The organism is Streptomyces sp. cg35, from assembly GCF_050410835.1.
In the GTDB taxonomy this organism is placed as follows: domain Bacteria; phylum Actinomycetota; class Actinomycetes; order Streptomycetales; family Streptomycetaceae; genus Streptomyces.
This window is the reverse complement of record NZ_CP191268.1, coordinates 6,725,827-6,738,337: the sequence shown is the minus strand read 5'-3', so window position 1 is coordinate 6,738,337 and position 12,511 is coordinate 6,725,827. Positions and strand designations below refer to the sequence as shown.

Genomic DNA, 12,511 nt, shown 5'->3' with positions numbered 1-12,511 from the left:
GGGCGCCCTCATGGGCACCCGGCCGGTTCCGAACTCCTAGATCTCGCCCCGCAGTTTCGCGAGCGCCTCGGCGAGGATCGCCTCGCCGTCCGCGTCGCTGCGCCGCTCCCGCACGTACGCGAGGTGCGTCTTGTACGGCTCGGTACGCGGCGGGTCCGGCGGATTGTCCCGGTCCTGCCCGGCCGGGAAGCCGCAGCGCGGACAGTCCCAGGTCTCCGGCACCTGCGCGTCGGAGGCGAAGCTCGGCTGCGTCTCGTGCCCGTTCGAGCACCAGAAGGAGATGCGCAGGCGTGGTGCGGACTCGCCGCGCTCGGCCTCACCCATCGGCCCCGCCCCGACCCGACTTCCTCGGATCGCGTTGCCACTTGCCACGGTCGTAACTCCCTGCGTGATGGTGCCGCGAAGCGTGTCGGCGTCTCGCTTCGCCGCGGAGCGCCTCAGTCTACGTAAGGCCCAACGCGCGTCCAGTGATTGGAGTTACATCCCCGCCCCTAGACGCAAGCCCCATGATAGGCCGCGCCGTTGGGCGCGTACCGGACATGGGGCCTTACGTGAGCTCTGTGCAGTTGTGACGGGTCGAACCGAAGGCTCGGCTTCAGAAGATCAGTTGTTGATCTTCATGAGAATGCCGAGCACGACGATGCACGCGAACCAGAGCAGACCGATGACGATCGTGATCCGGTCCAGATTCCGCTCGGCGACCGAGGAGCCACCGACGGAGGACTGCATGCCGCCACCGAACATGTCGGAGAGGCCGCCACCCTTTCCCTTGTGCATCAGCACAAGGAGCATCAGCAGCAGGCTGAAGACGATCAGGGCGATCGAGAACCCCATAACCACGGCTGGACCAACTTCCTCGGACTTATTCGGACGACGGGGCCGAAGCTCCTTCATAGAGCCTCGGCCCCGCAAGGGTACGACGTATCGCCGCTAGCGCATACTCACAGGTCGCGCCACGCGCGAATCACTGCTCGTGGAATCGAACGATCTTGACGAACTCGTCGGTGTCCAGGGAAGCGCCACCGATGAGGGCACCGTCGATGTCCGGCTTGCCCATGATCTCCGCGACGTTGCCGGACTTCACGGAACCGCCGTACTGGATGCGGATCTTGTCGGCGACGTCCTGGGAGTACAGCTCGGCGAGCTTGCCGCGGATGGCCGCGCAGACCTCCTGCGCGTCGTCGGCTCCGCACACCTTGCCGGTGCCGATGGCCCACACCGGCTCGTAGGCGACGACGACGGTCTCGGCCTGCTCGGCGGGCAGGTCCTTGAGACCGCCCTCGACCTGGCTGAGGGTGTGCGTGACGTGGTTGCCCGCCTCCCGCACGTCCAGCTCCTCGCCGACGCACAGGATCGGGGTCAGGCCGTGCTTGTAGGCGGCCTTCACCTTGGCGTTGACGACCTCGTCGGTCTCGTCGTGGTACTGCCGGCGCTCGGAGTGGCCGATCGCGACGTACGTGCACTTGAGCTTGGCGAGCATCGGGCCGGAGATCTCGCCCGTGTACGCGCCGGAGTCGTGCGCCGAGAGGTCCTGGGCACCGTACTTGATCTTGAGCTTGTCGCCGTCGACCAGCGTCTGGACGGAGCGCAGGTCGGTGAAGGGCGGCAGGACGGCGACCTCGACGGCCTCGTAGTCCTTGTCCGCGAGGGCGAAGGCGAGCTTCTGGACGTGCGCGATGGCCTCGAGGTGGTTGAGGTTCATCTTCCAGTTGCCCGCCATCAGCGGCGTACGCGTGGTCATACGGGGTCAGTCCTCCAGTGCGGCGAGACCGGGCAGCGTCTTGCCCTCGAGGTACTCGAGGGAGGCGCCGCCGCCGGTCGAGATGTGGCCGAATGCCTTCTCGTCGAAGCCCAGGGTACGGACGGCCGCGGCGGAGTCGCCGCCGCCCACCACGGTGAAGCCCGGGGAGTCGAGGAGGGCCTGGGCGACCGCCTTGGTGCCCTCGGCGTAGTCGGGGTGCTCGAAGACGCCCATCGGACCGTTCCAGAAGACGGTCTGCGCGTCGGCGAGCTTCGAGGCGTACAGCTTGCGGGTCTCCGGGCCGATGTCCAGGCCCTCCTGGTCGGCCGGGATGGCGTCCGCGGCGACCGTGCTGGGGTTGGCCGGGGTCTTCCCCTTGAGGTCGGGGAACTCCGTCGAGACCAGGACGTCGACCGGCAGGACGATCTCCACGCCGTTCTTCTCGGCGCGCTCCAGGTACTCCGTGACGGCCGGGATCTGGTCCTCCTGGAGGAGTGAGATGCCGACCTCGTGGCCCTTGGCCTTGAGGAACGTGTACGCCATGCCGCCGCCGATGAGCAGACGGTCGGCCTTGCCGAGCAGCTGGTCGATGACGGCGAGCTTGTCGGAGACCTTGGCGCCGCCGAGCGCGACCACATAGGGGCGCTTGACGTCGTCGGTGAGCTTCTTCAGGACGCCGACCTCGGTGGCGATGAGGAAGCCGGCGTAGTGCGGCAGCCGCGCCGGAAGGTCGTACACGGAGGCGTGCTTGCGGTGCACGGCACCGAAACCGTCGCCTACGTAGACGTCGGCCAGCGCCGCGAGCCGGTCGGCGAACTCGCCGCGCTCGGTGTCGTCCTTGCTCGTCTCGCCCGCGTTGAAGCGCAGGTTCTCGATGACGGCGACCTGGCCCGGCTCCAGGCCGTCGACGGCCTCGTGCGCGGCGGGGCCGACCGTGTCCTGGGCGAACGCGACCGGCTTGCCGAGCAGCTCGGCGAGGCGCTCGGCGGCGGGCAGCAGCGAGAACTGCGGGTCCGGGGCGCCCTTGGGACGGCCCAGGTGGGAGGCGACGATCACCTTGGCGCCCGCGTCGGCCAGGGCCTTGACGGTGGGCAGGACGGCGCGGATGCGGCCGTCGTCGGTGATCAGGCCGTCGGCCAGCGGCACGTTGAGGTCGGCGCGGACGAACACCCGCTTGCCGTCGACCCCTTCGGCGAGAAGTTCCTCAATGGTCTTCATGACTCGGCTCCTTGTGAGGCTGTGAGGCTGACGCGCGAAGGGCCCGGACCGACGCGCGGCGTCGCGCGGGTCCGGACCCTTCGCTCACATCGAGATGCCTTGCTGCTCTAGAACTTTAGAGCTGACCACCGACGAAGACCGTCAGGTCCACGAGGCGGTTCGAGTAGCCCCACTCGTTGTCGTACCAGCCGAGGATCTTCACCGTCTTGCCTTCCTGAACCATCGTCAGGGAGGAGTCGAAGGTGCAGGACGCCGGGTCGCTGACGATGTCCGAGGACACGATCGGGTCCTCGGTGTAGAACAGGATGCCCTTGAGGGCGCCGTCGTCGGCGGCCTTCTTGAACGCGGCGTTGACCTCGTCCTTGGTGACCTCGCGCTGCAGGTCGACGACCAGGTCGGTGGCCGAGCCGGTCGGGACCGGGACGCGCATCGCGATGCCGTCGAGCTTGCCCTTGAGCTGCGGCAGGACCAGGGCGGTGGCCTTGGCGGCACCGGTCGTGGTCGGGATGATGTTCTCGGCGGCGGCGCGGGCGCGGCGCAGGTCCGAGTGCGGGAAGTCCAGGATGCGCTGGTCGTTCGTGTACGCGTGGACCGTCGTCATCAGGCCCTTGACGATGCCGAAGTTCTCGTCGAGAACCTTGGCCATCGGCGCCACACAGTTGGTGGTGCAGGACGCGTTCGAGATGACGTGGTGGTTCGCCGGGTCGTACTTGTCCTGGTTGACGCCCATCACGATCGTGATGTCCTCGCCCTTGGCCGGAGCCGAGATGAGGACCTTCTTGGCGCCACCGGCGATGTGCTTCTCGGCGTCGGCCTTCTTGGTGAAGATGCCGGTCGACTCGATGACGATGTCGACACCCAGCTGACCCCACGGGATGTCGGCGGGGTTGCGCTCGGACAGCACCTTGATGGTGTGGCCGTCGACGGTGATGGTGTCCTCGGTGTGCGACACCTCGGCCTTGAGGCGGCCCAGGATGGTGTCGTACTTCAGGAGGTGCGCGGTGGTCGCGGTGTCACCCAGGTCGTTGACAGCCACGATCTCAATGTCCGCACCCTGCTCCAGCAGCGCGCGGAAGTAGTTACGACCGATGCGGCCAAAGCCGTTGATGCCTACGCGGATCGTCACGAACCGATCTCCTCGTTGGTACGCCGGATTCGACGCCGGCGAGATGTATTGGGATGTCCCCGACCGCCTCCGACCCTACCCCCCATAAGGGCTTGAGGTGACATCGAGCGCCTCTATGCAGGGCACAGCGGCCCGTACTCGTCAGTAACGTACGGGCCGCCGCAGATTTCCCGGGTATTTCGGAGCCGATCAGTCGCTAATTGAGCGCAGTGCCTTTCTGATGAGCGCATTTCGATCAGCGGCCGTGGTGACATGTTCCAGACCGAATCCGAGGAGAACGGTGTCCGGGGTGCTGATCGCCCCGTACGTCGTGAACAGGTCCACGGCGCGCGCCCAGTCCTTGACCGCGGCCGGGCTGCCCTCGGGCGGCCCCGGGACCTGCCAGACGCCCAGGGACTCCTCGAAGTCCTCGTTCTGGGTGACCTGTCCCCCGACGACGACGGACGCGTTGTCGGCGCGCACACCCTCACCGCCGGTGCCCGGGTCGGACACATAGCTGAGCGACACCTCGACGGACCTGCCCGCGTAGGCGCTCAGGTCGTACGTGACGGTCTTCCAGTCGTCCGAGGAGCCCGTGAGGCTGTTCCAGGCCCCGGAGGTGCCGGTGTTCTTGCAAGCGGCACCGTCGGGCGTCAGATAGCGCTCGAGGGCCGGGTGCTCCTCGATCAGGAATCCGGCCTCGCACTCGGTGGGCACGGCGTTCGTGGTGAGACCCGCGGTGTCCGGCAGAGTCGTCCAGTCCGTTGCGCCGACCGTGTGAGCCTCCAGGAGTACGTGGTCGTAGCCGGCCTCGGTGTCCCACAGCAGCTGCGTCCGCAGGGCCGGCCGGTCCGCGGCGGTGACACCCGTGAGGTCGATGGTGCGGGTCAGGCGCTTGTAGGCGTCGTCCGTGTGCACGGCGGCGGCCATGCCCGCGCCTTCGTACTGGCCGGCTCCGGCGCTCTCGAACTGCGGCAGGGTGGCCGACGTGGCCTCGTACAGACCGGCGCCGTCGAGCGGGTTGCCGGGAGCGTCGCCGAGGGTCGCGGACGTCCCGGCCAGCTCGCCGGATCCGTCGAAGCGGGTGGCGACCGGAGCCGCGGTGCGCGAGTAGGCGCCCAGGTAGTACTGGCTGAAGTCGTTCGTGGTGGTGTCGCCGATGGCGACGGAGCCGCCCGCCTTCTCACCGGCCTCGATCAGCTTGCCGCCCTCGTTGAGGTAGTCGCGCAGAGTGAGCTGGGTGGCGAGGCCGGGGCGGTCGGCACCCGTGTAGTGGACGACCGTGTCGAAGTGGTCCAGGACCCCGAGGGCGTCGGGCACGCCCTGCGTGGCGACGTTCCAGACGGCCGCCTTGCGACCGTCGGCCTTGAGGGCATCCACGTAGGCGGCCGTCTGTCGCCCTGGGGCGTCGTTTTCCGCGACGACAAGAGTGTCCGCCTTCGGACGTTCGGCAACGGTGTACGTGAAGGGGGCGCTGGACGTGCGCTTTCCGGATTTCGTACGCCCCGTGAACCACACCTCTACCTTGTCGCCGACATCGGCGTCCTCGATCTTCGCCCTATAGGCGTCGAAGTGGAGATTGTCGTCGCCTCCGTAGGTCTCTCCTCCCTTCCAAGCGCGCAATTCCTCGTCGTGCGAACGGCCGCCATTGATGCGGTAGTTCAGCTCCTTGTCGCGTACGGACTTACGGGCGATCACGGAGACTTCCTGGTCACCGCCGCGCGCGTACGACGTCGAGAACGTGGCCGGGGTGAAGTCGGGCGCGTCCAGGCCGACCGAGGACGACGGCTGGTCCGGGTGGGAGGCGGTCTCCGCGACGGACAGCGCGAAGGGGATGTTCTTCGCGAACTCGTCCTGGATGAGCTTCTCGTCGTCCGGGAACGTGAAGACCGACGCGCAGTCCTGGGGCCGCCAGGCGTCGTTCGGGTCGACGTTCGAGGCGGTCTGGCAGGTGCTCATCTCGGGGGTGAACATCGAGACGCCGTTGACGTTGCCGGCGTGGCCGTCCGCCTCGCCGTTCGTCGTGTACAGCTCGGAGGAGACCTGCGGGTGGTAGCCGGGGATCGCGGAGTTGTCCGGGGTGCCGGCGAGCGCCTTGTAGAGCACGTCGTCCGGTGTGGGCGTGGCGACCTGCCAGCCCACTCCGTAGAGCAGCAGCTCGGCGGCGGAGTGGTAGTTGATGGCGTAGTCGAAGCCGACGCGCTTCTCGAAGGCGTCGAGGGCCTTGGTCTCGGGCTCGGAGTTCGGGCTCGCGCCGCGGTAGGTCTGACTGGCGGGGCTCGGGGACGATCCCTCGTCGTCGTAGCCCCACTTGTAGGCGAAGTTGCGGTTGAGGTCGACGCCGTCGCCGGTGGTGTACTTCCCGTCACCGTTGATGTCGCGCATGTTCTTGCGCCACTGGCGGTTGCTGTCGGACCGGAACGTCCAGTCGTAGCCGTCGGGATTGGCCGAGAGGACGAACCACAGCTCCGTGGAGTCGACGATCTTCTTGATGCGCCGGTCCTTGGCGTAGTTGTCCACGTAGTGGTGCATCAGGCGGCGGGTCATCTCCGGGGTGATCCACTCGCGCGCGTGCTGGTTGGACATGTAGAGGACCGACGGCTTGGCGCCGTCATTGGTCTTCTTGGCGCCCTTGCTGACCTTCAGCGCGAGGATGTCCTGGCCCTGGAGCGTCTTTCCGATGGACACGACCTTGGTGAGGCCGGGGTGCTCCTGGCCGGTGCGGACGATCTCCTCCTGGAGATTTCCCTTGCCGCTGTACGGGCGGAAGACACCGTCGCCCGCGGCCGCGACGCGGGCCTCGGCCTTGGCCGTCAGCTTGCGCTCGGTGAGCTTCACGCCCTGGTCGCGCAGCGTCTCGGCCTGCCGGTCGGTGAGGTAGACCTCGACCTCCGCGGTGCCCTTGACGGGCGCCTGCTCGCCGAGTTCATGGCCGTCCTGGCCCGCCTGGAGGAGCAGGGGTATCTGTTCCTTCGACACGTCCGCGCGGAACACCTTGACGGCGTCCGCGCCGGGGTCGCCGCTCGCTGAACTTCCGCTCTCCGCCTGGGCGACGGGCGCGAGGACCGCCCCTCCCAGTCCCAGGACAAGTGCTCCGACAGCGAGGATCGATCTCGCTCTTCGTCTCATGAGCCCCCCTTGCAGTTGTCTGCCGCGGTCGTGGCGCAGTGCCACAGAAGCGAACAGCCGCCAGACTCATGACAGTTCATGGTCAAGTCAAGGGGGCATCAAGTCCCCTTCAGAGACGGCAAAAAGCCGGTGATGACGCCCCTCCTGGGCGCCGCCACCGGCTTGTTGACATAAGGAGAACGCAGGGAGCCGTAAGAGGCTTTCGGCGGATCAGCCCGCCAGGTTGTCCGCCATCTCCTCGGCCATCTCCTCGGCCAGGTCCTCCGTGAGGTTCGACTCCGTGCCCGGGATGCCGAGGTCCTGGGCCCGCTTGTCCGCCATGGCGAGCAGGCGCCTGATGCGGCCCGCGACGGCGTCCTTGGTCAGCGGCGGGTCGGCGAGCGCACCCAGCTCCTCCAGGGAGGCCTGCTTGTGCTCCATGCGCAGCCGCCCGGCGGCCGCGAGGTGCTCGGGCACCTCGTCGGCGAGGATCTCCAGAGCGCGCTGCACACGGGCCCCGGCGGCGACGGCCGCGCGGGCCGAGCGGCGCAGGTTCGCGTCGTCGAAGTTGGCCAGGCGGTTCGCGGTGGCGCGGACCTCGCGGCGCATCCGCCGCTCCTCCCAGGCGAGCACCGACTCGTGTGCACCCATCCGGGTGAGCAGGGCGCCGATCGCGTCCCCGTCACGGACCACGACGCGGTCCACGCCACGCACCTCGCGCGCCTTCGCGGCGATCGAGAGGCGGCGGGCGGCGCCGACGAGCGCGAGCGCGGCCTCGGGCCCGGGGCAGGTCACCTCCAGCGAGCTGGAGCGCCCCGGCTCGGTCAGCGAGCCGTGCGCCAGGAACGCCCCGCGCCAGGCCGCCTCGGCGTCGCAGGTGGCCCCCGAGACCACCTGCGGCGGAAGCCCCCGGATCGGGCGGCCACGGCCGTCCACGAGCCCCGTCTGGCGGGCCAGCTGGTCGCCGCCCGCGACGACGCGTACGACAAAACGCGAGCCGCGGCGCAGCCCGCCGGGCGCCATCACGATCAGCTCCGAGCCGTGCCCGAAGATCTCGAGAATGTCCCGCTTGAGCCGCCGTGCGGCCATCGCGGTGTCCAGCTCCGCCTCGATCACGATGCGGCCGCTCACCAGGTGAAGGCCGCCCGCGAACCGCAGAATCGCCGAGACCTCGGCCTTTCTGCAGCACGTCCGGGTGACGGGAAGCCGGGAGATCTCGTCCTTCACCGCTGCCGTCATCGCCATGGGCCGATCCTTCCATGCATCCGAAAAATACGGTCGTACGCGGCGGCCAACAGCTCCGGATCGTGCCTCGGAGTCCCGTCGGGCCTGGCCACCGGCGCCAGCTCGACCGCGGCCCCGAAACGCTCCTTGGCGGAGTCGACGAGCTCGTCGCGGTCGGGCACGGCGGCCTCGTCGGCCAGCACCACGTCCAGGGCGAGTTTAGGGGCGTGTCGTCCCAAAACCTCCAAATGACGCTGCGGTGAGAACCCATCGGTTTCTCCGGGTTGCGGAGCGAGGTTGAGCGAGAGGACCCGACGGGCCTTCGTCTCGACGAGCGCGTCCAGCAGTTCCGGTACGAGCAGATGCGGGATCACGGACGAGAACCAGGAGCCGGGGCCGAGCACCACCCAGTCCGCGTCGAGCACCGCGGCGACGGCCTCGGGGACGGCCGGCGGGTCGTGCGGCACCAGGTGCACGGACTGGACCTCGCCCGGCGTGAGGGCGACGGTGGCCTGCCCGCGCACGGTGTCCACGTCGTCCGGCCGGGCCGGGTCGTGGCCCTTGACCAGGGCCTGCAGCTCCAGCGGGACCGCGGACATAGGCAGCACGCGCCCGTGCGCGCCGAGGAGCTTGCCGACCAGGTCCAGGGCCTGGACGTGGTCGCCGAGCTGCTCCCACAGGGCGACGATCAGCAGGTTGCCGACCGCGTGCCCGTTCATCTCGCCCGGCGACTGGAAGCGGTGCTGGATCACGCGGGACCAGGTCTGGCCCCAGTCGTCGTCGCCGCACAGCGCGGCGAGGGCCTTGCGCAGGTCACCGGGCGGCAGGACGCCCAGCTCGTCGCGGAGCCGGCCGCTGGAGCCGCCGTCGTCGGCGACGGTGACGACGGCGGTGAGGTCACCGGTGATGCGGCGCAGCGCGGCCAGCGACGCCGACAGGCCCATGCCGCCACCGAGCGCGACGACCTTGGGGGTCGTCCCCCTGCGACGGCTCGACGGCGCGCTGCGGCTGCGCAGCCGGCTGGTGAGCCGGAGCGTGCGCCCCGTCATTCCCGGCCCATGTCCCGGTGGACGACCACGGTCTCCACGCCCTGTGCGGCGAGCCGGGCCGCGAGCTTCTCCGACGTGGCGACGGAGCGGTGCTTGCCGCCGGTACAGCCGACGGCGATGGTCACGTAGCGCTTGCCCTCGCGGCGGTAGCCGGCCGCGATCAGCTGGAGCAGCTCGGTGTAGCGGTCGAGGAACTCCTTGGCGCCGGGCTGCGCGAAGACGTAGTTCGACACCTCTTCGTTGAGGCCGGTGAAGGGGCGCAGCTCCGGGACCCAGTGCGGGTTCGGCAGGAAGCGCATGTCGACCACGAGATCGGCGTCGACGGGCAGGCCGTACTTGAAGCCGAACGACATGACGGTGGCCCGCAGCTCCGGCTCCTCCTCGCCGGCGAACTGGGCGTCCATCTTGGCGCGCAGCTCGTGCACGTTCAGGCTGGAGGTGTCGATGACCAGGTCGGCGTCGCCGCGCAGCTCGCGCAGCAGCTCGCGCTCGGCGTCGATGCCGTCGACGATCCGGCCGTCGCCCTGCAGGGGGTGCGGGCGGCGCACCGACTCGAAGCGGCGCACCAGGGCATCGTCGGAGGACTCCAGGAAGACGATGCGCCGTGTGACGTGCTTGGACTCCAGGTCCGCGAGGGACTCCCGGAGGTTGTCGAAGAAGCGCCGTCCGCGTACGTCGACGACGACCGCGATCCGCGCGACGTTGCCCTGCGAGCGGGCGCCGAGCTCCACCATGGTGGGGATCAGGGCGGGCGGCAGGTTGTCGACGACGAACCAGCCGAGGTCCTCCAGGCACTTCGCGGCGGTGGAGCGGCCCGCGCCGGACATGCCGGAGATGATCACCAGTTCGGGGATGGCGGCGTCCGGGACGCCGGGGGTGTCGCTGGTCGCGCCTGTGCCGGTACTCACTTGTGCTCCGTGCTCCGGTTGTGCGGGGCTGTCCGCCGTGCCGCGGGTGTCACTGCTTTCGTGGTCCTGCTCGCTCATGGCTCCTGCCCCCGTCGTTCCTCCGAGGCTCCCGTGCTGACGGGCTCCTCGTCGGAGCGCGCGTCCGTCGCGTGCTCCGTGGTGTCCTCTTCGTCTTCCATGATCTCTCCGGTGGCCGTGTTCACCGCGGGCGCCGCCGGTGCCGCCTGCGCGAAGGCCACCACGATCGTCTCGGCGGTCTTGCGGCCTATGCCGGGAACCTCGCAGATCTGGTCGATTGTGGCGGACCGGAGCCGCTTCACCGAACCGAAGTGCTTGATGAGCGCCTGTTTGCGCGCGTCGCCGAGGCCCGGTACGTCGTCCAGGGGGCCCGCCCTGAAGCGCTTGGCCCGCTTGGTGCGCTGGTAGGTGATCGCGAAGCGGTGGGCCTCGTCGCGGACGCGCTGGAGGAGGTAGAGACCCTCACTGGTGCGGGGCAGGACGACCGGGTCGTCCTCGTCGGGCACCCAGACCTCTTCGAGGCGCTTGGCGAGGCCGCACACCGCGATGTCGTCGATGCCCAGCTCGTCGAGGGCCCGCTTGGCGGCCGCGACCTGCGGCTGTCCGCCGTCGACCACGACGAGCTGCGGCGGGTAGGCGAACTTCTTGGGGCGACCGTCGTCCTCGGTGAGGCCGGACTCGATCGGGCCGTCGTCCTCCGTCGGCTCGGCGTCGCTCCACTCCCCCGATTTCTCCTGCGCGGCGAGGTAGCGCTTGAAGCGGCGGGTGATCACCTCGTGCATGGAGCGGACGTCGTCCTGGCCCTCGAAGCCCTTGATCTGGAAGCGGCGGTATTCGCTCTTACGGGCGAGGCCGTCCTCGAAGACCACCATGGAGGCGACGACGTCGTCGCCCTGGAGGTGCGAGATGTCGTAGCACTCGATCCGCAGCGGAGCGCCGTCCAGGTCGAGGGCCTCGGCGATCTCCTCCAGGGCGCGGGAGCGCGTGGTGAGGTCGGAGGCGCGCTTCGTCTTGTGCAGGGCGAGCGCCTGGAGCGCGTTCCTGTGCACCGTCTCCATGAGCGCCTTCTTGTCGCCCCGCTGCGGGATGCGCAGCGACACGGCCGACCCGCGGCGCTCGGTGAGCCAGGCCTGGACGGGCTCCAGGGGGTCGGGCAGCGCCGGGACGAGGACTTCCTTGGGGACGGCGTCGCCGCTCTCCTCCCCGTAGAGCTGCTGCAGCGCGTGCTCCACCAGGTCGCCGCTGGTGACCGCCTCGACCTTGTCGGTGACCCAGCCGCGCTGGCCGCGGACGCGCCCGCCCCGGACGTGGAAGATCTGGACGGCGGCCTCCAGCTCGTCCTCCGCGAGGGCGATGAGGTCGGCGTCGGTGGCGTCGGCGAGGACGACGGCGCTCTTCTCCATGGCCTTCTTCAGGGCCTCGATGTCGTCCCGAAGGCGGGCCGCGCGCTCGTACTCCATCTCCTCGGCGGCCGCCGCCATGTCCTTCTCCAGGCGGCGGATGTACGTGCCGGTGCGGCCCGTCATGAAGTCGCAGAAGTCCTCGGCCAGTTCACGGTGCTCCTCGGGGGTGACGCGGCTCACACAGGGGGCCGCGCACTTGCCGATGTAGCCGAGGAGGCAGGGGCGGCCGGTGCGTGTCGCGTTCTTGAACACGCCCGCGGAGCAGGTGCGGACCGGGAAGACGCGCAGCAGGAGGTCCACGGTGTCGCGGATCGCCCAGGCGTGCCCGTACGGCCCGAAGTAGCGCACGCCCTTCTTCTTCTGACCGCGCATCACCTGGACGCGCGGGAACTGCTCGTTCATCGTGACCGCGAGGTACGGGTAGCTCTTGTCGTCGCGGTACTTGACGTTGAACCGGGGGTCGTACTCCTTGATCCAGGAGTACTCCAGCTGCAGCGCCTCGACCTCCGTGGCCACCACCGTCCACTCCACGGAGGCGGCCGTGGTGACCATGGTGCGGGTGCGGGGGTGCAGGTTCGCCAGGTCCTGGAAATAGTTCGCCAGGCGCTGGCGCAGGCTCTTCGCCTTTCCGACGTAGATCACCCGGCGGTGCTCGTCGCGGAACCTGTACACCCCTGGGGAGTCGGGAATCTGTCCCGGCTTGGGGCGGTAGCTGGAGGGGTCGGCCATGTCAGACA

Annotated in this window: 10 protein-coding genes; all 10 read right to left on the bottom strand. The window is 69.2% G+C overall.

Annotated features, from left to right (window positions below; all coding sequences use genetic code 11):
• Positions 1-36 precede the first annotated feature (36 nt).
• Entirely contained in the window at positions 37-372 is a 336-nt protein-coding gene (locus ACQUQD_RS30735; RefSeq protein ID WP_003976875.1) for an RNA polymerase-binding protein RbpA, read from the bottom strand.
• A 231-nt stretch (positions 373-603) separates the two neighbouring features.
• Positions 604-834: a preprotein translocase subunit SecG gene (secG, locus tag ACQUQD_RS30730; protein ID WP_018533286.1), complete on the bottom strand. Its 231-nt coding sequence runs from the start codon at positions 832-834 to the stop codon at positions 604-606.
• Between the two features lie 130 nt (positions 835-964).
• Positions 965-1,741, bottom strand: a complete 777-nt coding sequence (gene tpiA / locus ACQUQD_RS30725) for a triose-phosphate isomerase (RefSeq protein ID WP_428955407.1) — start codon at positions 1,739-1,741, stop codon at positions 965-967.
• 6 nt (positions 1,742-1,747) lie between these two features.
• Positions 1,748-2,959, bottom strand: a complete 1,212-nt coding sequence (locus ACQUQD_RS30720; protein ID WP_428955406.1) for a phosphoglycerate kinase — start codon at positions 2,957-2,959, stop codon at positions 1,748-1,750.
• A gap of 115 nt (positions 2,960-3,074) precedes the next feature.
• Positions 3,075-4,085, bottom strand: a complete 1,011-nt coding sequence (gene gap / locus ACQUQD_RS30715) for a type I glyceraldehyde-3-phosphate dehydrogenase (RefSeq protein WP_428955405.1) — start codon at positions 4,083-4,085, stop codon at positions 3,075-3,077.
• A gap of 189 nt (positions 4,086-4,274) precedes the next feature.
• On the bottom strand, positions 4,275-7,193 hold the full coding sequence (locus ACQUQD_RS30710; RefSeq protein ID WP_428955404.1) for a M14 family zinc carboxypeptidase: 2,919 nt from the start codon (positions 7,191-7,193) through the stop codon (positions 4,275-4,277).
• Between the two features lie 210 nt (positions 7,194-7,403).
• A complete protein-coding gene (gene whiA, locus ACQUQD_RS30705; protein WP_428955403.1) occupies positions 7,404-8,417 on the bottom strand; it encodes a DNA-binding protein WhiA in 1,014 nt (337 codons plus the stop codon).
• Positions 8,408-9,445 (bottom strand): gluconeogenesis factor YvcK family protein, encoded by a 1,038-nt coding sequence (locus ACQUQD_RS30700; RefSeq protein ID WP_428955402.1) that lies wholly within the window; start codon positions 9,443-9,445, stop codon positions 8,408-8,410. The genes whiA and ACQUQD_RS30700 overlap by 10 nt, the downstream gene beginning before the upstream one ends.
• Positions 9,442-10,431, bottom strand: coding sequence for an RNase adapter RapZ (gene rapZ, locus ACQUQD_RS30695; RefSeq protein WP_428955401.1), 990 nt, complete (start codon positions 10,429-10,431; stop codon positions 9,442-9,444). Before rapZ ends, ACQUQD_RS30700 begins: the two co-directional genes overlap by 4 nt.
• Entirely contained in the window at positions 10,428-12,503 is a 2,076-nt protein-coding gene (uvrC, locus tag ACQUQD_RS30690) for an excinuclease ABC subunit UvrC (protein ID WP_428955400.1), read from the bottom strand. Before uvrC ends, rapZ begins: the two co-directional genes overlap by 4 nt.
• Between the last annotated feature and the right edge of the window lie 8 nt (positions 12,504-12,511).